The following is a 25,875-nucleotide window of genomic DNA, read 5'->3' on the forward strand; positions in this document are numbered from 1 at the left end:
TAACTCGTATAATTTAAAATTCGTGCTTGAAATTAAAACCAACTTTTTGCTTAACACGAGCTGAGGGTTGCGAAATAACTTCAGAAAATAATGTTCTAGCGCCTTGTTGTTGTAAATATCTTGCCAGCGCTCTAACCGCTGCGGTCCCCGCTCCTCTGACTGTACCGTCGCGATCGGGAAATAGGACATAATCTGGTAGTGTTGCTGATGCAACCAGTTCAACTTCATCTTTGCTGTTAAAACGGTCGGCAAGAACAACCGCGATAATTTTTCCCTGTAGTTTGACTACCACATAGATTTCACCGGGGCGTTGAAGCCTTAATCTACGATGGATAATACCTGTAACGATATGCCCAGCATGGAGGAGTCTACTGAGGGCGCTGTTATTTTCATTTGCGCCGGAATCCGCGCCGAAATCCGCGTTGGAATCTGCACTGGAATCCGCACTGGAACCTTTGATATCTTGTTCGATATGCGTTCCTTGGTACTGCATCCCCCATTGCGCGATAGTTTCACTCAGCTTTTTACGCATGGCTCGAGCATTCTTAACTTCACTATCTGAAAGCTTTTCTTCTTCTTCCGGTGTTAGCGTTGGGATTATCTCTATTTCGAATTCAGTATCATTTTGCACAACGGGCTCACCCTGCGAAATTATTATTGGAGGCGTATCTCTATAGACAAATGTCTCTAGTAATAGCTCGTAAATACCTAAGGGTAATAGCTCTATCTGAGAGGGCGACTCATCAGAAGAAGAAGAGAAACTATAATTTAAGTAATTGAGTTGAGCATAGTCAAATGCTGTTTTAATATGATCAAGCGTATTTTCTGTGTTTTTCTCAGCTATTTTTTCTTTTATAGACTGAACTAATCGATTCCCTGTCTCTTTATTTTCTACTGTAACACCTATATTTCCTGTCCGGATGATGGAATCTAGGATTCTGCCAAAAAATGCGGCATTCCAAGTTTCGGGACTATGACCGAATAATAAGGTGAAGTCAGTCATAATATCCAGCGTCCATTCAATACAGTGAGGTCTTATTTGACGTGTTTGACGAGAATTAAGTAGAGAGTAAAGAGACACTCTACAGGCTTTTGCTACAGCAGGAAGACTCAGTGCCTGACCATGTTGATTGGTGTCGATATAAGTTAATGTCATATAATGATCAAAAATTTCTTGTATTTGTAACGCTGGTGTTCTTGACGGCTTTTTCTTCAGTGGACTACTGCTTCCAGCAATATGTAAAGTTTTACCTTGTGTATTACTGCTAAAATATTTATCTGCACGGAATACAATACCATCCAATTGTTGACATGTATCTTGCATTAGATAGTTATAGATATTTAAAAAAGGAGTAAAGGCGCATAGTATTTTACTGGTTTGTGCCACATCTCTTTTTTCCAAATACTTATCGCCTGTATCTGCGGTGAGTATAGATTTTGCGAGAACTAAAGGATTATCTTTATTGTGGTTGGTTATGATTATTTCTGTATCTGTATCTGTATCTGTATCTGTATCTGTATCTGTATCTGTATCTGTATCTGTATCTGTATCTGTATCTGTATCTGTATCTGTAAATGATGAAGCATCATTATCCCAACCAAAAGAAATAATGGGAGAAATATCTACTAGATTACTCTCCAACATTTGCATGTATTGAAGTTGTATTGTGTCTTTTTTTATTTGTATAATAAAAGCTAAGTTATCGATATTGTTGTAGTGATCAAAATAAAACTTATTTTTCATTTTTCGATCAGAAAACATAACGCCCCTGTTACTTATGCTAATATTCGGGCCACCAGAAATTTTGATGCTATACTTATCGCCTCCATTCGTACCTTTACTATCAAACTCTAGTAGAACCTGTTTGTTTTGTAAGCGTTCATCAGTCCAGTATTGACCAAATGCTTTAGTGATGTTTATTTTATAGTTATTTATAACAACACATCGTTGATCACAATTAATACCTTCTTTTTCTGATGCTTTAATGCTAGTGATGACATTGCTCATTTCCAGCGCTTGTAAATCGCTGTCATTGACGCTCTCTGTTAACCCGAAAAAAGGAGGATTGTAATTATCATTCTTATATACAGTTGCGAGCATACCAGGCGGAATGCTGATGGATTTTATTCTATCATTAGGAATAGGTAATTCTTTTTGTCCAGATTCAATAATGATTTCTGGATCGCTATATAAATCTATTTTCTGATGTGATGCTAAACAAGTACTTTCACCTTGAAAATCATCCTCTGTATAAAAACAGATTGCAGGTTCTACCTGATATGAGCCTATTTTATTATATAATTCTAATGCTATTAACTCAGGTAGATTAATATCATGTTTCACTCTTGTTTTTGTACCAGAGAAATTAATGCCACTATAAAGGGTGAGCACCATACCTGGTGGGATAGAAATTGATGCTATCTCATTATCAAAGCCATCATTATAAATAGAGCCTGATTCCCTTTCTGCGGAGCAAAATGATTCCCCTTCAAATTTGTCGAGTTCATAAAAACAGACTTTTGTTTCGTCTGAATAGGATGGTTGCGATATTATTAATATGATGCTTGCTAATAGTCTTGTAACTATACGCATAGGCTCTCCCTTTGATGTTATTGATTTTTATGTTTCATATCATCGACAGGGTTTCAATACTATATGATGCGTATTTTCTTTGCTTTATCTATTTTTATTTCTCTATTTTATTATTTAGCAGTGCTAATTTGAGATTTATGTAATTTAGATTTAAATATAAAAAAGTAAAAATAAAAAAACTCCGAATATAAACATTCAGAGTTTTTGGGATATGAATTTTCAAGCAAACTGTAATTAAACTATCGGTTGCTTAGGCAAAGTCTAGCGTGGTTCGCCAATCGGTAACACTGTGCGACCATATTGTTCGTTCAATACTTCAGCCATTGCCAGATAAATCGCGCTGGCACCGCAGATGATGCCTTCAAAACCAGCGAACACCAGCAGCGAGTGATTACCGGTAAAGTTACCGATAGCCAACAGGGCAAACAGCAGTGTCAGGCTGGCAAACACGAATTGAAGCGCGCGGTTGGCTGGCAAGGTGCCGAAGAACATAAACAGGGTAAAGATGCCCCAGATCCCGAGGTAAACGCCAAGGAACTGTGCGTCAGTGGCTTCTGCCATACCCATTTTAGGAAGCATCAGCAAGCCGACCAGACTCAGCCAGAATGCGCCGTAAGAAGTAAATGCAGTCGCGGCAAAGGTATTCCCTTTTTTATATTCCAGCAGACCAGCCAGAATTTGTGCCAAACCGCCGTAAAAAATCCCCATGCTCAGGATAACGGAAGTCAGGGGGAAGAAGCCCGCGTTGTGCAGGTTGAGCAAGACGGTGGTCATCCCAAAGCCCATCAGGCCTAGCGGGCCAGGATTCGCCAACTTGTTGGTGTTCATAAGTCCTCTGCAATAACAGATTGCTAAAAAAATGGATAAATATCCGAATAAGTATAAATCGCCTGAATGAGTAAAAAGTCGTCTATTCCCTCAGTGCGCGCGGCATCATAATGATCTGTTCGACCGGAAACAATGATCTTGAGTGCGATAAAAAGTAATTTTTTTTCATCTCCCCCCTTGATGATGGTTTTCATGGCCCCATCTTATTCCCAACCGCAGTGACTAATCGTGGTTAGCGGAAAATTGTCAGTAAATATTTGGCAGTTGAAAATTAGAAATCCGCCCATATATAGATTAGTAACTTGACCGATTATGACTTTTTTCGTGGAGGCGTTTTAGATGGGTAAAATTATTGGTATCGACTTGGGTACTACCAACTCTTGTGTAGCAATTATGGATGGTACAAAAGCACGCGTGCTGGAAAACAGCGAAGGCGACCGCACAACGCCTTCTATCATCGCGTATACCCAAGATGGTGAAACTCTGGTTGGTCAACCTGCTAAGCGTCAGGCTGTTACTAACCCACAGAACACCCTGTTTGCAATCAAGCGTTTGATTGGTCGTCGTTTCCAGGACGAAGAAGCACAGCGTGATAAAGACATCATGCCGTACAAAATCGTTGCTGCTGATAACGGCGATGCATGGCTGGAAGTGAAAGGCCAGAAAATTGCACCACCGCAGATCTCTGCTGAAGTGCTGAAAAAAATGAAGAAAACGGCTGAAGATTATCTGGGCGAGCCAGTAACTGAAGCGGTTATTACTGTACCTGCATACTTCAACGATGCTCAGCGCCAGGCAACTAAAGATGCTGGCCGTATCGCGGGTCTGGAAGTGAAACGTATCATCAACGAACCAACCGCAGCGGCACTGGCCTACGGTCTGGATAAAGAAGTTGGCAACCGTACTATCGCGGTTTACGACTTGGGTGGTGGTACTTTCGATATCTCCATCATCGAAATTGATGAAGTTGACGGCGAAAAAACCTTCGAAGTTCTGGCAACCAACGGTGATACCCACCTGGGTGGTGAAGACTTTGATAGCCGCCTGATCAACTACCTGGTTGAAGAATTCAAGAAAGACCAAGGTATGGATCTGCGTACCGATCCGTTGGCGATGCAACGTCTGAAAGAAGCAGCAGAAAAAGCGAAAATTGAACTGTCTTCTGCACAACAGACTGATGTTAACTTGCCATACATCACCGCTGATGGCAGTGGTCCAAAACACATGAACATCAAAGTGACTCGTGCAAAACTGGAGTCACTGGTAGAAGACTTGGTTAACCGTTCTATGGAACCGCTGAAAGTGGCTCTGAAAGACGCAGGTCTGTCTGTATCTGACATTCAGGACGTTATCCTGGTCGGTGGTCAGACTCGTATGCCAATGGTTCAGAAGAAAGTTGCTGACTTCTTCGGTAAAGAACCACGTAAAGACGTGAACCCGGATGAAGCCGTTGCTATCGGTGCAGCAGTTCAGGGCGGCGTTCTGTCTGGTGAAGTAAAAGATGTGTTGCTGTTGGACGTTACTCCATTGTCTCTGGGTATCGAAACAATGGGTGGTGTGATGACTCCGCTTATCACTAAAAACACCACCATCCCTACTAAGCACAGCCAGGTGTTCTCTACTGCAGAAGACAATCAGTCTGCGGTAACCATCCATGTGCTGCAGGGTGAGCGTAAACGTGCGCAGGACAACAAGTCTCTGGGGCAGTTTAACCTGGATGGCATTCAGGCCGCGCCTCGCGGTATGGCACAAATCGAAGTTACCTTCGATATCGATGCCGACGGTATCTTGCATGTGTCTGCGAAAGACAAAAATACCGGTCGCGAGCAGAAGATCACCATTAAGGCATCTTCAGGTCTGAACGAGGAAGAAATCCAAAAAATGGTACGCGATGCGGAAGCTAACGCTGAAGCAGACCGTAAGTTTGAAGAGCTGGTTCAGACTCGCAACCAGGCTGACCACCTGATTCATGGCACTCGTAAACAGTTGGAAGAAGCTGGCGACAAACTGCCAGCAGAAGACAAAACTGCCATTGAAGATGCACTGAAAGCGCTGGAAGCAGCGGTTAAAGGCGAAGACAAAGCGGAAATCGAAGCGAAAACTCAGGCACTGGTCCAGGTTTCTGGCAAGTTGCTGGAAATGGCACAGCAGCAGGCGGCAGCCGGCGAAGCGGGCGATGCCAGCGCGAAGAAAGAAGACGACGTTGTTGACGCCGAATTCGAAGAAGTAAAAGACAAAAAATAATAGCCCTTAAGCGGGCACAGCAGTGGTAAGAGATACTGTTGCTGGAAACCAGCACGGGCGTCGAGGAAACTCTACGCCCGTGCACGCATGTTAAGGGTAGGAAAAACAGAATGGCGAAGAGAGACTATTACGAGATTTTAGGCGTCCCCAAGACGGCGGATGAGCGTGAAATCAAAAAGGCCTATAAGCGCCTGGCGATGAAATTCCATCCGGATCGTAATCAGGAACAGGACGCCGAAGGTAAATTCAAAGAAGTTAAAGAAGCCTACGAAATCCTGACCGATGCGCAAAAGCGCGCTGCTTACGATCAATATGGCCATGCGGCTTTTGAACAGGGCGGTATGGGCGGCGGCGGCGGATTTGGCGGCGGCGCTGATTTTAGCGATATCTTTGGCGATGTATTTGGTGACATTTTTGGCGGCGGTCGTCGTCAGCAGCGCGCCAGTCGTGGTTCCGACCTGCGTTACAATATGGATTTGACGTTAGAAGAAGCGGTTCGTGGTGTAACCAAAGAAATCCGCATTCCAACGTTAGACGAGTGTGATGTTTGCCACGGCAGCGGAGCAAAACCAGGCAGTTCTCCGATCACTTGTCCGACTTGCCATGGTGCAGGTCAGGTACAGATGCGTCAAGGCTTCTTCACCGTGCAACAGGCGTGTCCTCATTGCCACGGCCGGGGCCAAATTATCAAAGATCCGTGCAACAAATGTCATGGTCATGGCCGCGTTGAAAAATCCAAAACCCTTTCGGTTAAGATCCCGGCGGGTGTGGATACCGGCGACCGTATCCGTTTAGCGGGCGAAGGTGAAGCTGGTGAACACGGCGCACCATCAGGCGATTTGTACGTTCAGGTTCAGGTGAAAGCTCACCCGATCTTCGAGCGTGAAGGCAATAATCTGTATTGCGAAGTGCCAATTAACTTTGCAATGGCAGCGCTGGGCGGTGAAATTGAAGTACCGACGCTGGATGGCCGGGTTAAACTGAAGGTTCCTGCGGAAACGCAAACCGGTAAATTATTCCGTATGCGCGGTAAAGGCGTTAAATCAGTTCGCGGGGGCAGCCAGGGTGACTTGCTGTGCCGTGTAGTCGTTGAAACGCCGGTAAGTTTGAGCGAGAAACAGAAACAGTTACTGCGTGAACTAGAAGAAAGTTTCGGTGGTGCAGCGGGCGAGAAAAACAGCCCACGCTCTAAAAGCTTCCTCGACGGTGTGAAAAAATTCTTTGATGATTTGACCCGTTAATCATAGAACCTATGATTAGGTAGTGGAAACTAAATCCCTGGTATATACCGGGGATTTTTTTCGCCAATACTTGCAGCTGCAACGTGATGTTAATCATTAATTGCTCGGTTTATACGAGTGGTTAATGCAATAAAAACGACTATTTTCGAGTTAATAATTAGCCTAGAATTTGTAAATTATTTGCCAATCTCTTTGGTTGGTTTCTCTGTCCGATGTAGGGAGTATTCATTGTGACAAATATTATTCGCCAATTCTTACGACTAGAAGCGGCCGGGGGCATGATTTTGATCGTGGCCGCGGTGGTTGCTTTACTGATGGCTAACAGCCCACTACAGGGTATTTATCAAACGTTCTTAGACATTCCGGTCGCGGTAAAAATTGCGTCATTGGATATCAGTAAACCGCTATTGCTGTGGATTAATGATGGTTTAATGGCCATCTTCTTTTTGGTCGTTGGGCTGGAAGTTAAGCGCGAACTGATGGAAGGTTCTTTGGCTGGCCGTGATAAAGCGGTATTTCCGGCTATCGCGGCATTAGGCGGGATGTTGGCTCCGGCGTTGATTTATCTGTTATTTAACGGTGCAGATGAAGTTACCCGTCAGGGGTGGGCTATTCCAGCGGCAACGGATATTGCCTTTGCGCTCGGTGTGATGGCGCTATTGGGTAACCGCGTTCCAACCAGTTTGAAAGTGTTTTTACTGGCGCTGGCGATTATTGACGATCTGGGCGTCATTATTATCATCGCATTTTTTTATACTCAGGATGTTTCTCTGGCCGCATTGGGCGCGGCAGCCGCAGCGATTGCGCTCTTGGCTTATATGAACTGGCGCGGAGTCGGGAAAACCTCGGTTTATCTACTTGTCGGCCTGATTCTGTGGGTGAGTATTCTGAAATCCGGAGTTCATGCGACGCTGGCCGGTGTGATTGTCGGCTTTATGATTCCGTTGCATACCAAAGATAAGTCTTCACCTTCCGAATCTTTAGAGCACGGGCTGCATCCGTGGGTGGCTTATCTGATTTTACCGCTGTTTGCTTTCGCTAACGCGGGCGTATCTCTTGAAGGCGTTTCGCTTGCGGGACTGACGTCGTTGCTACCTTTGGGGATTGCCAGCGGGCTGTTTATTGGTAAGCCGTTGGGGATTTTCCTCTTCAGTTGGGTCGCGGTGAAGGTTGGCATCGCCAAACTGCCGGAATCCATTAATTTTAAACAGATTTTTGCAGTGTCAGTGCTGTGCGGTATCGGTTTTACTATGTCTATCTTCATTGCTTCACTGGCGTTCGAAGGTGGAAGCGAAGCTTTGAGCACTTACTCTCGCTTAGGTATATTGCTGGGTTCTACAGCCGCAGCGATTGTGGGATACACACTGCTACGCTTGGTTTTACCGAACAAAACGCCGGCCGTTACCGCAAAATAATTGTCGTAAATCATTAGAAGGAATAGGCCGAACTGCCGATGTAGTGCTCTTTTACAACGTCGGCAGTTTTGCTTGATGGGTTCCCGAGATCGCATTATGTTTTGATCTCAGAACAAAGGAAGTTGATCGCTCGGGAAATTGATCACCCTATCGGGCGATACGTTAAGGAGATCACTGCATGCGAATGTCACATATCAATTTTAACCACCTCTACTATTTTTGGCAGGTGTGTAAGGAAGGCTCGGTAGTTGGAGCGGCGGAAGCATTGTTTCTCACGCCACAGACCATTACTGGTCAGATTAAAGCCTTGGAAGAACGCTTGGGCGGGAAACTATTTAAACGCCAAGGGCGCGGGCTGGTACCTTCAGAGTTAGGCCAGTTGGTTTTTCGTTACGCCGATAAAATGTTCATGCTTAGCCATGAAATGCTGGATATCGTTAATTACCGTAAAGAATCTAACCTGCTGTTTGACGTCGGCGTGGCCGATGCGTTATCCAAACGATTGGTTAGCCGAGTATTAGAAACCGCCGTGGTGGATAACGAGCAGATACATTTACGCTGCTTCGAATCTACCCACGAAATGTTGTTAGAGCAGTTAAGTCAGCACAAGCTGGATATGATCTTGTCTGACTGTCCGGTAGATTCCAGCCAACAAGAAGGGCTGTTTTCCGTTAAGCTGGGCGAGTGCAGCGTGAGTTTTTATTGCCGTCAGCCAATACCGGAAGCGCCTTTTCCTGCGTGTTTGCAGGAGCGTCGTTTGTTAATCCCAGGTCGCCGTTCTATGCTTGGGCGCAAGTTACTGAACTGGATAAACAGCAAAGGAATTCAGGTTGAGATTCTGGGCGAGTTTGATGATGCCGCATTGATGAAGGCGTTTGGGGTCTATCACAATGCAATTTTTGTCGCGCCATCTATGTATGCCGATGATATCTTTTCAAATGAACAGGTTGTGGAAATCGGGCGTTTAGATAATGTGCATGAAGAATATTACGTTATCTTTGCAGAACGAATGATTCAGCATCCTGCGGTACAGCGTGTGTGTAATAAAGATTTCACGTCATTATTTAACAGTTGAAAGCTCAGTGGTTAAAGTTTAATCGCTGGGCATTTAATAGCCGAAAGTTTGACTGTTGATGATTTAACCGCTGAAAGTCGGTTTGATAGATAAGAACGTAGTCAGCAAAGAGGATGCTCTATCAGATTATCGGGTAGGATAAACTGGTAGGGCGACCTAAGATTTGAATCTGTGACCAAATTGCAGATATAAAAAAACCGGCCTAGGCCGGTCTTTTTACAAGCAGTCAACTTAATGCATTACTGCATTGCGTTGATTTGCGCTGTCAGGTTTGACTTATGACGCGCTGCTTTGTTTTTGTGGATCAGACCTTTACAGGACTGACGATCCACAATTGGTTGCATTTCATTAAATGCTTTTTGCGCCGCGTCTTTATCGCCAGCTGCAATTGCCGCATATACCTTCTTAATGAAGGTACGCACCATTGAGCGACGGCTAGCGTTATGCTTGCGGCGTTTCTCAGACTGTACGGCGCGTTTCTTAGCTGATTTGATATTAGCCAAGGTCCAACTCCCAAATATATTCTATTGAGGACAATTCAAAGGCCGAGGAATATGCCCTTTTTGCCTTCGTTTGTCAATGGATTTGTGCAAATAAGCGCCGTTTGTACGGGCGGCACTTGCTACGTTGTGATGGAGCGGGATTTTACCAGCTTCGAGCGGTGGAATACAGTCTTTCGAAAGAAAATTCCACCGGCCTCACCTATTAAGCCTTCGGCGATGGTTTTTGCAAAAGTCTTAACGGGGGGTCTGTATCCAACTGCTCGCGCATTCTACAGGATAAACTGGCGTAAAAGTGTTTTAACTGCGTATTATCGGTAAATTGCTATGACTATTGGAGTAAAGGTGCCAATCGCGGGTTAACCTTAACCGCTGTACAAGGTATAATCCGGCGATTTCCACTGTTTTGAGCCAGCTATGGAGCTAATTCGCGGTATACATAATATCCGGGCACGCCACCATGGTTGCGTGCTAACTATCGGTAATTTCGACGGTGTCCATCGTGGGCATCTGGCATTACTGGAGCAACTCAAGCGCGAAGGTCAGCGCTTAGGGCTACCGGTAATGGTGATGATATTTGAGCCGCAGCCTTTGGAACTATTCGCAGCGGAAAAAGCACCGGCCCGGTTAACGCGTTTACGTGATAAAGCCAAATATTTGGCACAGGCCGGCGTTGACTACTTATTGTGCGTTAAATTTGAACCGCGTTTTGCTGCCAATATGGCCCAGACCTTTGTGGCTCAGTTACTGGTAGAAAAGCTCGGCGTTAAGTTTCTGGCGGTTGGGGATGATTTTCGCTTTGGCGCTGGGCGTCAGGGGGATTTCCGACTGTTGCAGCAGGCTGGTGCCGAGTACGGTTTCGATGTTATCAGCACCGACAGTTTCTGTGACGGTGGCTTACGCATTAGCAGCACGGCGATTCGTCAGGCGCTGCATGATGACGATTTGTCACTGGCAGAAACGTTGCTTGGGCACCCTTACAGCATTTCTGGACGGGTTGTTCATGGTGATGAGCTGGGGCGAACCATTGGTTTTCCTACGGCGAATTTACCGTTAAAACGTTTAGTCGCTCCGGTCAAAGGAGTGTACGCGGTTGAAGTGTATGGCTTGGATCCAGAGCCGTTACCCGGCGTTGCCAATATCGGCACGCGGCCGACCGTTGCCGGCATTCGCCAGCAGCTGGAGGTTCATCTGCTTGATGTAACTATGGATCTTTATGGGCGCCACATTGATGTGGTGCTGCGCGCAAAATTGCGTGATGAACAGCGGTTTGCTTCCCTCGATGCTTTGAAGCAGCAAATCGCCAATGATGTGGTGACGGCCCGAAATTTCTTCGGGCTAAAGACACCGGTTTAATATTTCTAGCCGAAAACGGAACCGAGAATCTAATGAGTGACTACAAGAATACCCTGAACTTGCCGGAAACAGGGTTCCCGATGCGCGGCGATCTGGCAAAACGCGAACCTGAGATGCTGAAACGTTGGTATGAGCAGGATTTGTACGGGAAAATTCGTGCGGCCAAGAAAGGTAAAAAGTCCTTTATTTTGCACGATGGCCCTCCGTACGCGAACGGCAATATTCATATTGGTCACTCGGTTAATAAAATTCTCAAAGACATTATTATTAAATCGAAAGGTATGGCCGGCTTTGACTCGCCTTATATTCCAGGCTGGGACTGCCACGGTCTGCCTATCGAATTGAAAGTTGAGCAACTGATTGGTAAACCGGGTGAAAAAGTCACCGCGGCCGAGTTCCGTGCGGCCTGTCGTAAGTACGCGACAGAGCAGGTAGAAGGCCAGAAAAAGGACTTTATCCGTCTGGGCGTGTTGGGTGACTGGGATCATCCTTACCTGACGATGGACTTCAAAACTGAAGCCAACATCATTCGCGCACTGGGTAAAATCATCGATAACGGCCATCTGCACAAAGGTGCTAAGCCGGTGCACTGGTGTACCGACTGTGGTTCATCTTTGGCCGAAGCGGAAGTGGAATATTACGATAAGACTTCTCCGTCTATCGACGTGCGCTTTAACGCCGCTGATGCAGCCACCGTTGCCGCGAAATTTGGCGTTTCTGACGTTACCGGCCCGATTTCTCTGGTGATCTGGACAACCACGCCGTGGACTCTGCCAGCTAACCGCGCGATTTCACTGAATCCAGAATTTGTGTATCAGCTGGTGAAAGTGGGCGACGAGAATTTGATTCTGGCTGCCGATCTGGTGGAAAGCGTGATGAAACGCGCCGGAATCATCGAGTGGACTGTGTTGGGCAACTGCCAGGGCGCGGATCTCGAGCTGCTGCGTTTCCGTCATCCGTTCCTGGATTTCGACGTGCCGGCAATTTTGGGCGATCACGTGACTCTGGATGCCGGTACCGGTGCGGTTCATACCGCTCCTGGCCACGGCCCAGACGACTTTGTAATCGGTCAGAAATACGGTTTGGAAGTGGCGAATCCGGTAGGGCCAAACGGCTGCTACCTCACCGGCACTTACCCAATGCTGGACGGCGTATTTGTTTTCAAAGCTAACGATATGATCGTTGAGCTACTGCGTGAGAAAGGCGCTTTGCTGCACGTAGAGAAAATGTCTCACAGCTACCCGTGCTGCTGGCGTCACAAAACGCCGATTATCTTCCGCGCGACGCCACAATGGTTCATCAGCATGGATCAGAAAGGTCTGCGTAAGCAGTCGTTGGAAGAAATCAAAGACGTGCAGTGGATTCCAGATTGGGGTCAAGCGCGTATTGAGACCATGGTTGCCAACCGTCCTGACTGGTGTATTTCCCGTCAGCGCACCTGGGGCGTGCCGATGTCTCTGTTTGTACACAAAGAAACTGAAGCCCTACATCCGCGCAGCACTGAGCTGATGGAAGAAGTGGCGAAGCGTGTAGAGCAGGATGGCATTCAGGCGTGGTGGGATCTGGATCCCGCGGAAATTCTGGGTGCGGACGCCGACGATTACATGAAAGTACCAGACACGCTGGACGTTTGGTTTGACTCAGGTTCAACCCATTCTTCAGTGGTTGACGTGCGTCCTGAATTTAACGGCTATGCTCCGGATATGTATCTGGAAGGTTCTGACCAGCATCGCGGCTGGTTTATGTCATCACTGATGATTGCAACTGCAATCAAAGGCAAAGCGCCTTACCGCCAGGTGCTGACTCACGGTTTCACCGTTGATGGCCAGGGCCGCAAAATGTCCAAATCCATCGGTAATACCGTCAGCCCACAGGATGTGATGAACAAATTGGGTGGCGACATCCTGCGTCTGTGGGTGGCTTCGACGGATTACACCGGCGAAATCGCCGTGTCAGATGAAATTCTGAAGCGCTCTGCCGATTCTTATCGTCGTATCCGTAACACCGCGCGCTTCCTACTGGCTAACCTGAACGGTTTCGATCCGGTTCAGCACATGGTTCAGCCGGAAGATATGGTGGTACTGGATCGCTGGGCGGTAGGTCGCGCGCAGGCGGCGCAGGCTGGCATCATCGAAGCTTACGAAAATTATGATTTCCATCTGGTTGTCCAGCGTCTGATGCAGTTCTGTTCGGTCGAAATGGGCTCGTTCTATCTGGATATCATTAAAGACCGTCAGTACACGGCGAAAGGCGACAGCGTTGCCCGCCGTAGCTGCCAAAGCGCGTTGTTCCATATCGCCGAAGCGCTGGTGCGCTGGATGGCGCCGATCATGTCCTTTACTGCCGACGAGATCTGGAACCAACTGCCGGGCGAGCGTCCAGAGTATGTCTTCACTGAAGAATGGTATCAGGGGCTGTTTGGCCTGACCGGCACTGAAAGCATGAACGACAGCTTCTGGGACGAACTGCTGAAAGTCCGTGGCGAAGTGAATAAGGTTCTGGAACAGGCTCGTAGCGATAAGCGCATCGGTGGCTCTCTGGAAGCGGATGTGACTCTGTTTGCCGAACCTGAACTGGCGGCGCGTCTGAACAGCCTGCAAGATGAGCTGCGTTTTGTATTGCTGACTTCCGGCGCTCACGTAGCGGATTACGCTGCAGCAGGGGATGATGCACAGCAAAGTGAACTCATCAGCGGCCTGAAAATCACCTTCAAGAAAGCCGATGGCGAGAAATGCCCGCGTTGCTGGCACTACACGCAGGATATCGGTCTGGTAGCGGAACACGCAGATTTATGTGGTCGCTGTGTTACTAACGTGGCCGGTGACGGCGAAGAGCGTAAGTTTGCCTAATGAGTAAGCCGATTTGTTCGACCGGATTGCGCTGGCTGTGGCTGGCGGTATTGGTGGTGGCATTGGATTTGGGGAGCAAGCAGTGGGTGATGACTCACCTTGCGTTGGGAGAGTCGATCCCTCTGATCCCTTTCTTTAATATGACCTATGCACAAAATCCGGGGGCGGCGTTTAGCTTCCTGGCGGATAAAGATGGCTGGCAGCGCTGGTTCTTTGCGCTGATCGCCGTCGGTATATCGGTGACGCTGGCGGTACTGATGTACCGCTCCAGCGGCAAACAACGTCTGATAAACTGTGCTTATGCGCTGATTATCGGCGGTGCCTTAGGCAATTTATTTGATCGTATGGTACATGGCGTCGTTATCGATTTTATTCATTTCTACGTTAATGACTGGCATTTTCCGATCTTCAATCTGGCCGACACGGCTATTTGTATCGGTGCAGCGCTAGTGGTATTTGAAGGGTTTTTAAGCCCTTCAGAAAAAGCCGCACCAAAGAAAGGTGAGTAATATGTCAGACCGGGTACAGGATAACAGTGCCGTTTTGGTGCATTTTACGCTGAAACTGGAAGATGGCTCTACGGCTGAATCCACGCGCACACACGGTAAGCCTGCGCTATTTCGCTTAGGCGATGGCAGCTTATCCGATCAGTTGGAAGAAGAGCTGCTTGGCCTACAGATTGGTGACAAGCATGCCTTTACTTTGCCACCGGAAGCGGCGTTCGGTCTGGAAAACCCGGATCTGATTCAATACTTTAGTCGACGTGATTTTGCTCAAACCGGCTTGCCGGATGCGGGCACTATCATGCTGTTTACCACCCGAGACGGCAGTGAAATGCCGGGCGTGGTGCGTGAAGTGGCTGAAGAATCCGTCACCGTTGATTTCAATCATCCGTTGGCCGGTCAATCTATCAGCTTTGATATAGAAGTGCTGGAGATTGATCCTCAACAGGAGGAATCTCATGCAAATACTGCTGGCTAATCCACGAGGCTTTTGCGCCGGAGTCGATAGAGCTATCAGCATTGTAGAACGCGCGTTGGAGATGTACGGCGCGCCGATCTATGTTCGTCATGAAGTGGTGCATAATCGCTACGTGGTGGATAGCCTGCGCCAGCGCGGAGCCATCTTTATCGAGGAAATATCGGAAGTGCCAGATGGCTCTATTCTGATATTTTCTGCCCATGGCGTTTCCCAGGCCGTTCGGGCAGAAGCCCGCTCGCGCCAGTTGACGATGCTGTTTGATGCGACCTGTCCGTTAGTGACCAAGGTTCATATGGAAGTGGCTCGTGCCAGCCGTAAGGGCAAAGAGGCGATTCTGATTGGACATGCGGGCCACCCGGAAGTGGAAGGCACCATGGGACAATACAGTAACCCGGAAGGGGGAATGTATCTGGTGGAATCGCCAGCGGACGTGTGGACGCTGGAAGTAAAAAACGAAGATAATCTGTGCTTTATGACGCAAACCACTTTGTCGGTTGATGATACGTCTGAAGTGATAGATGCGCTGCATAAACGCTTCCCTAAGATTATCGGTCCGCGTAAAGATGATATTTGCTACGCTACCACTAACCGACAGGAAGCGGTGCGCAATCTGGCGGATAAAGCGGACGTGGTTTTGGTCGTCGGCTCGAAAAACTCGTCTAACTCGAACCGTTTAGCCGAATTGGCACAACGGATGGGCAAAGCGGCTTATCTCATTGGCTCTGCTGATGATATACAAGAAATTTGGCTGAACAATGTTTCCTGCATCGGTGTGACTGCTGGAGCCTCAGCGCCGGATATTCTGGTACGGCAAGTCATTGCTCGCCTGCAAGATCTGGGGGCGGGTCACTCAATTGAACTGAGTGGCAGGGAAGAGAATATTGTTTTCGAAGTGCCAAAAGAGCTTAGGGTTAACGTAAAGCAGGTCGACTAAGTTAGCCGAATATAAAAAAGCAGCCTTGGGGCTGCTTTTTTTATGGCAAAAGAAAACCCAAGGTAACGGTTTGGATACAGTAATGTTAAATGAGTTTCTTCTGGCTACTCCTTGAAAATGCATGAATATGCGTAAAGATGCAGCGCTGAAAATTTGCCCGTTTTCGGTTTGTTATGCAGAAATTGAGAGAATTCCATCTGATTATCCGATGCGCCGGCGCTTTTTACCTGCAATAGATGAGTAATTAAGTGCTTTCACTGATAAAAATGAGCGGATATCATTTTTTTCTAATACAGCTTAAATAGTCTGGCAGACTCAGTGGCAGACCGCTAATCTGAACCCTGATCAGGGCTGATATAAAACAACAAGAGGATTTATGACTGATTCAGCAATTCGTGTCGCTATTGTCGGTGCCGGTGGCCGTATGGGGCGACAATTGATTCAGGCCGTGCATCAAATTCCTGGAGTAACTCTGGGTGCTGCGCTGGAGCGCAAAGGTTCGTCACTGGTAGGCACTGATGCCGGCGAACTGGCCGGTATAGGGTTGCTAAATATCAAGGTGGCAGATGATGTTGCCGAAGCAATAAACAGCTTTGATATCCTTGTGGACTTTACTCGTCCAGAAGGCTCGTTGGCGCATTTGGCTCTGTGCCGCCAGCACGGAAAAGGTATGGTTATTGGTACGACTGGCTTTGATGAAGCTGGCAAAGCTGCGATTAGCGCCGCGGCGGCAGATATTGCGATTGTTTTTGCGGCCAATTTTAGCGTAGGCGTCAATCTGGTCCTTAAGCTGTTAGAGAAGGCCGCTAAAGTCATGGGTGACTACGCCGATATCGAAATTATTGAAGCTCACCACCGCCATAAAGTCGATGCGCCTTCGGGCACTGCGTTGGCGATGGGAGAAGCGATTGCGGAAACGTTAGGGCGCGATTTAAAAGACTGCGCCGTTTATAGTCGCGAAGGTTATACCGGCGAGCGTAAGGAAGGGACTATCGGTTTTGCTACCGTCCGTGCGGGGGATATTGTGGGTGAGCATACTGCGATGTTTGCAGATATTGGCGAACGGGTTGAGATCACCCATAAAGCGACCAGTCGTATGACTTTTGCTAATGGAGCAATTAAATCCGCAATCTGGCTATCAACTCAGGATAAAGGATTGTTTGATATGCGAGATGTCTTGGGTTTAAACGATTTATAATATGTAATGTACCGCTGTGATGTGGTTATTCCTATCATAACTATCTGATAGTAGAGCGATATTTTTATCGCTCTTTTTTATTTTGTTATTTTAAGTGTTAAGTGGTTATTTTATTATTAGATGGCTGTTTTTGTGTTTTTTAATGTGTTTTTCAGCGTTTTATTGAAATTTTACGACTCCTATCATTGCCAATTTGCCTTTTCTCTCTCCGAATACGTTAAAATTCACTCTATCACCCTCGCAACCGTTTACTATGTTAACTTAGTTTGTATTTTTGCCGCCATAAACCCACTATTTTGGCGAGATGGGCAAAAAACAAAGAAAAAATGGTACTTTGGCTAGACAAGAGCCTAGCTCATCATTAAAATGCGCCCAATTTGCCAAAAATTAGCTTTGAGGGCGGTTTTTGCATTGATTTAGATCGTTAATTCTGAATTAATATGCAGATAATGTGACTGTTTATTCCTTGGAGGGTGTTTTGATTAAGTCAGCGCTATTGGTTCTCGAAGACGGAACCCAATTTCACGGTCGGGCCATCGGGGCAGAAGGTTCGGCAGTGGGGGAAGTGGTCTTCAATACGTCGATGACCGGTTATCAAGAAATCCTCACTGATCCTTCCTATTCCCGCCAGATCGTTACTCTTACTTATCCCCATATCGGCAATGTCGGCACCAACGCCGCCGATGAAGAATCCTCCGCAGTACACGCCCAAGGTCTTGTTATCCGCGACCTGCCACTGATTGCCAGCAACTACCGTAATGAAGAAGGCTTATCCGAATATCTCAAACGCCGCAACATCGTTGCGATTGCAGATATCGATACCCGTAAGCTGACTCGTTTACTGCGTGAGAAAGGCGCTCAGAACGGTTGCATCATCGCTGGCGACCTGACGGATGCGGCTGTGGCACTGGAAAAAGCTAAAGCTTTCCCCGGTCTGAAAGGGATGGATTTAGCAAAAGAGGTCACGACCAAAGAAGCTTACACCTGGCTGCAGGGGAGCTGGACGCTGGAAGGCGAACTACCGGCGGCGAAAAAAGCTGAAGAATTACCTTTCCATGTAGTGGCTTACGATTATGGCGTAAAGCGTAATATTCTGCGTATGCTGGTGGATCGTGGCTGCCGTCTGACGGTTGTTCCAGCGCAGACTCCGGCGGAAGACGTGCTGAAGCTGAATCCAGACGGGATCTTCCTGTCCAACGGCCCGGGCGATCCGGAACCCTGCGACTACGCCATTACCGCGATTAAACGTTTTCTCGAAACCGATATTCCAGTCTTTGGAATCTGTTTAGGTCACCAACTGCTGGCACTGGCCAGCGGCGCAAAAACGGTAAAAATGAAGTTTGGCCACCACGGCGGCAACCATCCGGTGAAAGATTTGGATGGCAACTGCGTGATGATTACCGCACAAAACCACGGCTTCGCGGTGGATGAAACCTCATTACCTGCCACTTTACGTACAACCCACACTTCGTTATTCGATGGTTCTCTGCAAGGTATCCATCGTACTGATAAAGCAGCGTTCAGCTTCCAGGGGCACCCTGAAGCGAGCCCGGGGCCACATGATGCCGCTCCGCTGTTTGACCACTTTATCGAACTGATTGAAGCCTACCGCGCATCATCATCAGCAAGCACTAATAGCAAGTAATCAGGAGCTAAGACCATGCCAAAACGTACAGATATAAAAAGCATCCTGATTCTCGGCGCTGGCCCGATTGTTATCGGACAGGCCTGTGAGTTCGATTATTCAGGTGCTCAAGCCTGTAAAGCCCTGCGTGAAGAAGGTTATCGGGTTATTTTGGTGAACTCCAACCCGGCAACCATCATGACCGATCCGGAAATGGCCGATGCGACCTACATCGAGCCGATTCACTGGGAAGTGGTTCGCAAAATCATTGAAAAAGAACGTCCAGACGCAGTATTACCAACCATGGGCGGCCAAACCGCGCTGAACTGTGCGTTGGAACTGGAACGTCAGGGCGTGCTGGCCGAGTTTGGCGTGACCATGATTGGTGCCACCGCCGACGCCATTGATAAAGCAGAAGACCGCCGTCGCTTTGATATCGCGATGAAGAAAATCGGTCTGGATACGGCGCGCTCCGGCATCGCTCACAATATGGAAGAAGCGCTGGCCGTTGCGGCTGACGTGGGTTTCCCTTGCATCATTCGTCCGTCCTTCACCATGGGAGGCACCGGCGGCGGTATTGCCTACAACCGTGAAGAGTTCGAAGAAATCTGCGAGCGCGGTCTGGATTTGTCTCCAACTAAAGAACTGTTGATTGACGAATCTCTGATCGGCTGGAAAGAGTACGAGATGGAAGTGGTGCGTGATAAAAACGACAACTGCATCATCGTCTGTTCCATCGAAAACTTCGACGCTATGGGGATCCACACCGGTGACTCCATCACCGTTGCGCCAGCGCAGACTCTGACGGATAAAGAATATCAAATCATGCGTAACGCCTCGATGGCGGTACTGCGTGAAATCGGCGTGGAAACCGGCGGCTCCAACGTTCAGTTCTCGGTTAACCCAAAAACTGGCCGTCTGATTGTTATTGAGATGAACCCGCGCGTATCCCGCTCTTCGGCGCTGGCATCCAAAGCAACTGGTTTCCCGATTGCCAAGATTGCCGCCAAGCTGGCGGTAGGTTACACGCTGGATGAACTGACCAACGATATCACCGGTGGCCGTACTCCGGCGTCATTTGAGCCCTCCATCGATTACGTTGTGACCAAAATCCCTCGCTTTAATTTCGAGAAATTTGCCGGTGCCAACGACCGCCTGACGACCCAAATGAAATCGGTCGGCGAAGTGATGGCGATTGGCCGTACTCAGCAAGAATCCTTGCAGAAAGCCTTACGTGGTCTGGAAGTTGGCGCGACCGGCTTTGATCCAAAAGTCAGCCTGGACGATCCGGAAGCGCTGACCAAGATTCGCCGCGAGCTGAAAGACGCTGGCGCAGAGCGTATCTGGTACATCGCCGATGCGTTCCGCGCCGGTATGTCCGTAGACGGCGTTTTCAACCTGACCAACGTTGACCGCTGGTTCCTGGTGCAGATTGAAGAACTGGTTCGTCTGGAAGAGAAAGTAGCTGAATGCGGTATCAACGGCTTGAATTATGAATTCCTGCGCCAGTTGAAGCGTAAAGGTTTTGCTGATGCGCGTCTGGCTAAACTGGTTGGCGTAGCCGAAAGCGAAGTGCGCAAGCTACGCTACAAATTTGACCTGCATCCGGTTTACAAACGTGTGGATACCTGTGCGGCAGAATTCTCTACTGATACAGCCTATATGTACTCAACCTATGAGGAAGAGTGCGAATCTAACCCAACCAGCGATCGTCCGAAAATCATGGTGTTGGGCGGTGGTCCTAACCGTATCGGTCAGGGGATTGAATTCGATTATTGTTGCGTTCACGCCTCGCTGGCGCTGCGTGAAGACGGTTACGAAACCATCATGGTGAACTGTAACCCTGAAACGGTTTCCACGGATTACGATACCTCTGACCGTCTGTACTTCGAGTCAGTGACGCTGGAAGACGTGCTGGAAATCGTACGTATTGAGAAGCCACAGGGTGTTATCGTACAGTACGGCGGCCAGACTCCGCTGAAACTGGCTCGCGAACTGGAAGCTGCCGGCGTTCCTGTTATCGGTACCAGCCCTGATGCCATTGACCGCGCAGAAGACCGTGAGCGTTTTCAGCAGGCGGTGAATCGTCTGGGTCTCAAGCAACCGGCTAACGCCACCGTTGCCACTATCGAACAAGCGGTAGATAAGGCTAGCGGCTTGGGTTATCCGTTGGTGGTGCGTCCTTCCTATGTACTGGGTGGCCGCGCAATGGAAATCGTCTATGACGAAACCGACCTGCGCCGTTACTTCCAGAATGCGGTGAGCGTGTCTAACGATGCACCAGTATTGCTGGATCGTTTCCTCGATGACGCGGTGGAAGTGGATGTGGACGCGATTTGCGACGGTGAGCATGTGCTGATCGGCGGAATTATGGAGCATATCGAGCAGGCAGGGGTTCACTCCGGTGACTCAGCTTGTTCATTGCCAGCCTACACGCTAAGCAAAGAAATTCAGGATGTTATGCGTCAGCAGGTTGAGAAGCTGGCGTTTGAACTGTGCGTTCGCGGTTTGATGAACGTCCAGTTCGCGGTGAAGAACAACGAAGTTTATCTGATTGAAGTGAACCCACGCGCTGCTCGTACCGTACCTTTCGTTTCTAAAGCCACCGGTATGCCATTAGCGAAGATTGCCGCTCGAGTTATGGCTGGCAAATCACTGGCAGAGCAAGGGATAACCGAAGAAATCATCCCGCCATATTACTCGGTAAAAGAAGTGGTACTGCCGTTTAATAAGTTCCCTGGCGTTGACCCGATTCTTGGGCCAGAAATGCGTTCAACCGGTGAAGTTATGGGCGTTGGCCGTACCTTCGCAGAAGCATTTTCGAAGGCGATGCTGGGCAGCCAGTCCGGTATGAAGAAAAGTGGTCGTGCGCTGTTGTCGGTGCGCGAAGGGGATAAAGCTCGCGTGGTTGATTTGGCTGCCAAGCTGCTGAAACAAGGCTTCGAACTGGATGCAACCCATGGTACTGCGGTGGTGTTAGGGGAAGCGGGCATAAATCCACGTTTGGTCAACAAGGTACATGAAGGCCGTCCTCACATTCAGGATCGTATTAAGAATGGCGAGTACACCTACATTGTCAATACCACGGCGGGACGTCAGGCTATCGAAGACTCCAAGCTGATTCGTCGCAGTGCCTTACAGTATAAAGTGCACTATGACACCACGTTAAACGGTGGTTTCGCGACGGCAATGGCGCTGAATGCGGATCCAACCGAGCAAGTGATTTCAGTGCAGGAAATGCATGCCAAGATTAAGCAAATGAAAGGTTAATCTGGGTAAGCGCAAAATTGAAAGGCGATGGAAACATCGCCTTTTTTGTGACTGAAACAAAGTGAATCAACTCAGGGCGACTTTAATACCCAGACCAATCAGTAAACCGCCGAGAACCTTATCCACCAGTTTTTGTGCTTTCGCCAGCCCGCGCCGAACCGGAGCGCTTTGGATCAAAATGACCAGTATTGGCCACCAAACTACTGCTAATCCCAATATGATCGAGGCGTACCACAGTTTTTCGCCGATACCGGAGTTAATCTGAAGTATCTGGGTGAATACCGCGAGAAAGAATAGCGTTGCTTTGGGATTTAGCAGGTTGCAAAGGTAGCCCTGCAGAAAGGCATTCTTCATCTTGATAGTTTGTTGTGGCAAATGGCTGATATTCATTTTGCTTTCTCCGCGTGAGAGAAGCGCCTGAATACCTACCCAAATTAGGTAGACAGCACCGGCATATTTCAGGAAATTAAATAACCACGGGGTAGTGGTAATAACCACCGCCAGGCCTGCTACGCAGTAAGACATGTGAGTCGCCACGCCGCAAATAACGCCAAATGCGGTCATCATGGCGGCAGAACGACGATAGCGAGCGGCATTTTTTATGACCAGAAAGAAATCAGGGCCGGGAGAAAGCATCCCCAAAGTAGCGATAGTGGCAACAAATAATGAAGTTTCGAGCATCAGGGAATTCCGCAATGTAGCAGGGTAATAGGTGAATAATAGCGCTGTCCCAGTTCCCTGACATCACCTTAATGGGTAAGAAATTAAAATCAACGTTTCACTCTTTTGACAGGTATCGATACAGAATGATGAGCCAGGAGAATGCAATTTGTCAGGGTATACCCCATCAGCAGCAGCGGGAGATTACCCGGCTATGTATACAATGTGCCCTGTTATTGTTACAGCATGGCGCAGAAAGCATGTTGGTAGAACAACTCTCCGCTCGTCTGGGGATTGCCTTGGGAATGGATAGCGTTGAAAGCTCGATCTCTGCTAACGCGGTGGTATTAACGACTATTAGCCAAGGGAACTGCCTGACCTCGACCCGAAAAAATACCGATCGCGGCATTAATATGCAGGTTGTGACCGAAGTACAGCATATTGTTATTTTAGCTGAACACCGTTTGCTGGATGCTCAGGATGTTGCAAAACGCTTAGATCATATTCGGCCACTACGTTATCCACGTTGGCTGGTGGTAGCGATGGTCGCTTTGTCCTGCGGGTGCTTTAGTATGCTAAACGGCGGCGGTTGGGATGCCTTTTCTATCACTTTTATCGCCAGCGGCGTGTCGATGTTTGTGCGGCAAAGTTTGACAGCTCGTCATATGAATCCTCTGATTAACTTCTGTATTACGGCATTCGTTGCGACTTCGGCATCAGGTTTGCTGATGCGCTTACCTCAGTTTGAACAGGCTTCCAGCGTAGCAATGGCCGCCAGCGTTTTACTGTTGGTTCCCGGATTCCCGCTGATTAATGCGGTCGCGGATATGTTTAAAGGCCATGTGAATACCGGACTGGCTCGTTGGGCAATGGCCAGCCTGTTGACGTTATCGACCTGTATTGGCGTGGTGATCGCCATGGCACTGTGGGGGCTGCGGGGATGGGCATGAGTTTATTATGGGCTTTGCTGCAAGATATGGCGCTGGCGGCCATTCCGGCATTGGGTTTTGCGATGGTGTTTAACGTTCCGATTCGGGCATTACGTTATTGCGCACTGTTGGGCGCTATCGGTCACGGTTCGCGTATGCTGATGATGCATTTTGGTATGAATATCGAATTGGCGTCGCTGGTGGCTTCAATCCTGATAGGCGTGATTGGTATTAGCTGGTCGCGCTGGCTACTCGCGCACCCGAAGGTATTTACGGTCGCTGCGGTTATCCCGATGTTTCCCGGTATTTCTGCCTATACTGCGATGATCTCGGTGGTAGAAATATCCCATTTGGGATACACCGAGGAGTTGATGTCAACGATGGTTACCAATTTCTTAAAAGCTTCATTTATTGTTGGCGCACTATCGATAGGTTTATCCTTGCCAGGATTATGGCTTTATCGTAAGCGCCCGAGTGTATAGGCTTTTTTTCCGAGGTCAGCAGTCCCATCGCTAAGAGCTGTCTTATATGTGCTGTTAGCCTGATTATGACTATCGACGGCTGATAAGGCTTTACGTATAGTGTGAGCAATTTTTCGGGACTGGCTAACTTAGCCTACAGGGTTTAATAATGATTATCAGCCTGATCGCTGCACTTGCGGCAGATCGTGTTATTGGTATGGAAAATGCCATGCCGTGGCACCTACCGGCTGATTTGGCGTGGTTTAAACGTAACACGCTGAACAAACCGGTAATTATGGGTCGCAAAACGTTTGAATCTATTGGTCGTCCACTTCCTGGCCGTCTGAATATCGTTATCAGCAGCCAGTCGGGCACCGACAGCCGCGTCAGCTGGGCAACTTCAATCGACGAAGCGCTGGCTTTAGCCGGTGACGTTGAAGAAGTGATGGTTATGGGCGGAGGGCGGGTATATAGCCAGTTCCTCGATCGCGCACATCGCTTGTACCTGACACACATCGATGCTGAAGTTGGGGGCGATACACATTTCCCTGACTATGAACCTGATGAATGGGAATCTTCATTCAGTGAGTTCCACGATGCAGATGAAGCTAATTCACATAGCTATTGCTTTGAGATATTAGAGCGTCGCTAGTTTTTACCGAACTGGATTAATTCAATAGGAGGCCTATATGGCCTCCTTTTTTTATCAAAAAATGCCTGTCTATTATTATGGTTCTCGTTATTAAATTAGAAAATGCCAGAGTTCAATCTGGTTGATATATTTATTTTTCCTTTCAATGCTAATTCTTACTTTATATAAATGGGAGTGTTAAATGCGAAAAATAAATATGGTAACGATTCTACCTATTATTCTATATAGCCACCTGTTATCAGCCTCTGTCAATCATTGCCCAGAGCCGAGTGAAATTGATGGGGCTAATGGTATGGGGTTATATTTTACGGCAAATAGTCAGTGGCTTGGAGTATCTCAAGGCGCTGAGAATAATGGAAAAGTTTCTCATTTTTTACGGGCTACCTACCATCCTTATAATAGTAACGCTGAGACTATAGGTATTTTAACTAGCTGTAGCTATGCCCTTGAATCTGGAACTATAGATATGCATATGAAAGATTATGAGTCGATAAAAAACGGTGGCTTTTTTGTTTCTCTGAAAGGGCATGAGCCTTGGGTGAAGACGTCATCGACGTTAACGGGAGATAAATTCGTTTGTCAGTCTGATGATGTGAAATATTGTACTTTTGACCGGTTGGATTATTACCAAATATGCCAGTTTCAGACGGAAAATAATAGCTAGAGTAATGTAATGAATACTAAGAAAGGCTAACTGTTAATCACTATTATTTTGATCTATCTTTTTTGAGAGTCTCCGAGTGTCATTTATTTGTCATAAGTGAGACTTATTATTTCTATGCATCTGCTTTTATCAATTAAAAATAAGGGAAAATACTTATGGTAAATGAAGTTATGCAATTGAATGAAGATCGATTGATCAATCGTGCAGGACGAGAACTGCGTGCAGATAATATTGATAAAATAGGTTTAGTTGGAATTCTTGGCGGCGGAATCTGGCCTGCCTCAATCGAGAGCGACAGCTTCGACAACATGCTTCAAAGCAGTGCGGTTACGGATAGGAATTTTTGGCAAGAGTAGTTCGGTGCGCAATGTCATTCTGAAAAATGAGAAATGGCACAAATA

The 25,875-nt window shown here is 47.7% G+C and carries 22 protein-coding genes; 17 read left to right on the forward strand and 5 right to left on the reverse strand.

Features of this window, described 5'->3' with window-relative positions; translation table 11 throughout:
- Window positions 1-13 precede the first annotated feature (13 nt).
- The 3 genes from PL78_RS13740 to PL78_RS20475 form a co-directional block, all read right to left on the reverse strand.
- Window positions 14-2,593, reverse strand: coding sequence for a GNAT family N-acetyltransferase (locus PL78_RS13740; protein WP_064516333.1), 2,580 nt, complete (start codon window positions 2,591-2,593; stop codon window positions 14-16).
- A gap of 261 nt (window positions 2,594-2,854) precedes the next feature.
- Window positions 2,855-3,421, reverse strand: coding sequence for an acetate uptake transporter (gene satP / locus PL78_RS13745; RefSeq protein WP_004721110.1), 567 nt, complete (start codon window positions 3,419-3,421; stop codon window positions 2,855-2,857).
- A 23-nt stretch (window positions 3,422-3,444) separates the two neighbouring features.
- Complete coding sequence (locus PL78_RS20475; RefSeq protein ID WP_158513766.1) at window positions 3,445-3,615, reverse strand: hypothetical protein; 171 nt, start codon at window positions 3,613-3,615, stop codon at window positions 3,445-3,447.
- A gap of 145 nt (window positions 3,616-3,760) precedes the next feature.
- On the opposite strand from PL78_RS20475, the gene dnaK reads away from it, so the two are divergent.
- The 4 genes from dnaK to nhaR all read left to right on the forward strand — a co-directional run bounded on the left by dnaK (window position 3,761) and on the right by nhaR (window position 9,396).
- The gene (gene dnaK / locus PL78_RS13750) at window positions 3,761-5,665 is read left to right on the forward strand and encodes a molecular chaperone DnaK (protein ID WP_064516335.1); all 1,905 of its coding nucleotides are present in this window, start codon (window positions 3,761-3,763) and stop codon (window positions 5,663-5,665) included.
- Window positions 5,666-5,775: 110 nt separating this feature from the next.
- A complete protein-coding gene (gene dnaJ / locus PL78_RS13755) occupies window positions 5,776-6,906 on the forward strand; it encodes a molecular chaperone DnaJ (protein WP_064516337.1) in 1,131 nt (376 codons plus the stop codon).
- A 230-nt stretch (window positions 6,907-7,136) separates the two neighbouring features.
- Entirely contained in the window at window positions 7,137-8,321 is a 1,185-nt protein-coding gene (nhaA, locus tag PL78_RS13760) for a Na+/H+ antiporter NhaA (protein ID WP_064516339.1), read from the forward strand.
- Window positions 8,322-8,499: 178 nt separating this feature from the next.
- Window positions 8,500-9,396 carry a transcriptional activator NhaR gene (gene nhaR / locus PL78_RS13765; RefSeq protein WP_049598937.1) on the forward strand — a complete coding sequence of 299 codons (897 nt, stop codon included), beginning with the start codon at window positions 8,500-8,502 and terminating at the stop codon, window positions 9,394-9,396.
- Window positions 9,397-9,635: 239 nt separating this feature from the next.
- On the opposite strand, the gene rpsT is transcribed toward nhaR, so the two are convergent.
- Complete coding sequence (gene rpsT, locus PL78_RS13770) at window positions 9,636-9,899, reverse strand: 30S ribosomal protein S20 (protein ID WP_049598935.1); 264 nt, start codon at window positions 9,897-9,899, stop codon at window positions 9,636-9,638.
- A 414-nt stretch (window positions 9,900-10,313) separates the two neighbouring features.
- Here rpsT and ribF point away from each other — a divergent pair, with 414 nt between their 5' ends.
- The 8 genes from ribF to carB all read left to right on the forward strand — a co-directional run bounded on the left by ribF (window position 10,314) and on the right by carB (window position 22,108).
- Window positions 10,314-11,252 carry a bifunctional riboflavin kinase/FAD synthetase gene (gene ribF / locus PL78_RS13775; RefSeq protein ID WP_064516341.1) on the forward strand — a complete coding sequence of 313 codons (939 nt, stop codon included), beginning with the start codon at window positions 10,314-10,316 and terminating at the stop codon, window positions 11,250-11,252.
- Window positions 11,253-11,284: 32 nt separating this feature from the next.
- Window positions 11,285-14,101: an isoleucine--tRNA ligase gene (ileS, locus tag PL78_RS13780; protein ID WP_064516343.1), complete on the forward strand. Its 2,817-nt coding sequence runs from the start codon at window positions 11,285-11,287 to the stop codon at window positions 14,099-14,101.
- Window positions 14,101-14,610 (forward strand): signal peptidase II, encoded by a 510-nt coding sequence (lspA, locus tag PL78_RS13785; protein WP_064516345.1) that lies wholly within the window; start codon window positions 14,101-14,103, stop codon window positions 14,608-14,610. The genes ileS and lspA overlap by 1 nt, the downstream gene beginning before the upstream one ends.
- 1 nt (window position 14,611) lies before the next feature.
- The gene (gene fkpB, locus PL78_RS13790) at window positions 14,612-15,082 is read left to right on the forward strand and encodes an FKBP-type peptidyl-prolyl cis-trans isomerase (protein ID WP_064516347.1); all 471 of its coding nucleotides are present in this window, start codon (window positions 14,612-14,614) and stop codon (window positions 15,080-15,082) included.
- Window positions 15,063-16,016, forward strand: coding sequence for a 4-hydroxy-3-methylbut-2-enyl diphosphate reductase (gene ispH, locus PL78_RS13795; protein WP_064516348.1), 954 nt, complete (start codon window positions 15,063-15,065; stop codon window positions 16,014-16,016). The genes fkpB and ispH overlap by 20 nt, the downstream gene beginning before the upstream one ends.
- A gap of 376 nt (window positions 16,017-16,392) precedes the next feature.
- Window positions 16,393-17,214: a 4-hydroxy-tetrahydrodipicolinate reductase gene (gene dapB, locus PL78_RS13800; RefSeq protein WP_064516350.1), complete on the forward strand. Its 822-nt coding sequence runs from the start codon at window positions 16,393-16,395 to the stop codon at window positions 17,212-17,214.
- A 478-nt stretch (window positions 17,215-17,692) separates the two neighbouring features.
- On the forward strand, window positions 17,693-18,859 hold the full coding sequence (gene carA, locus PL78_RS13805) for a glutamine-hydrolyzing carbamoyl-phosphate synthase small subunit (RefSeq protein WP_064516352.1): 1,167 nt from the start codon (window positions 17,693-17,695) through the stop codon (window positions 18,857-18,859).
- A 15-nt stretch (window positions 18,860-18,874) separates the two neighbouring features.
- Window positions 18,875-22,108, forward strand: a complete 3,234-nt coding sequence (gene carB / locus PL78_RS13810; RefSeq protein WP_064516354.1) for a carbamoyl-phosphate synthase large subunit — start codon at window positions 18,875-18,877, stop codon at window positions 22,106-22,108.
- Window positions 22,109-22,174: 66 nt separating this feature from the next.
- Here the strand turns inward: carB and PL78_RS13815 are convergent, their stop codons facing one another.
- On the reverse strand, window positions 22,175-22,789 hold the full coding sequence (locus tag PL78_RS13815; protein WP_064516356.1) for a LysE family translocator: 615 nt from the start codon (window positions 22,787-22,789) through the stop codon (window positions 22,175-22,177).
- Window positions 22,790-22,917: 128 nt separating this feature from the next.
- On the opposite strand from PL78_RS13815, the gene PL78_RS13820 reads away from it, so the two are divergent.
- The 5 genes from PL78_RS13820 to PL78_RS13840 all read left to right on the forward strand — a co-directional run bounded on the left by PL78_RS13820 (window position 22,918) and on the right by PL78_RS13840 (window position 25,830).
- On the forward strand, window positions 22,918-23,718 hold the full coding sequence (locus PL78_RS13820) for a threonine/serine exporter family protein (protein ID WP_064518439.1): 801 nt from the start codon (window positions 22,918-22,920) through the stop codon (window positions 23,716-23,718).
- The gene (locus PL78_RS13825; RefSeq protein WP_064516358.1) at window positions 23,715-24,179 is read left to right on the forward strand and encodes a threonine/serine exporter; all 465 of its coding nucleotides are present in this window, start codon (window positions 23,715-23,717) and stop codon (window positions 24,177-24,179) included. Before PL78_RS13820 ends, PL78_RS13825 begins: the two co-directional genes overlap by 4 nt.
- A gap of 148 nt (window positions 24,180-24,327) precedes the next feature.
- A complete protein-coding gene (folA, locus tag PL78_RS13830) occupies window positions 24,328-24,810 on the forward strand; it encodes a type 3 dihydrofolate reductase (RefSeq protein WP_064516360.1) in 483 nt (160 codons plus the stop codon).
- 181 nt (window positions 24,811-24,991) lie between these two features.
- Entirely contained in the window at window positions 24,992-25,474 is a 483-nt protein-coding gene (locus tag PL78_RS13835) for a DUF3757 domain-containing protein (protein ID WP_064516362.1), read from the forward strand.
- Between the two features lie 155 nt (window positions 25,475-25,629).
- Complete coding sequence (locus PL78_RS13840) at window positions 25,630-25,830, forward strand: hypothetical protein (protein WP_064516363.1); 201 nt, start codon at window positions 25,630-25,632, stop codon at window positions 25,828-25,830.
- Window positions 25,831-25,875: the final 45 nt, after the last annotated feature.

The organism is Yersinia entomophaga (genome assembly GCF_001656035.1).
In the GTDB taxonomy this organism is placed as follows: domain Bacteria; phylum Pseudomonadota; class Gammaproteobacteria; order Enterobacterales; family Enterobacteriaceae; genus Yersinia; species Yersinia entomophaga.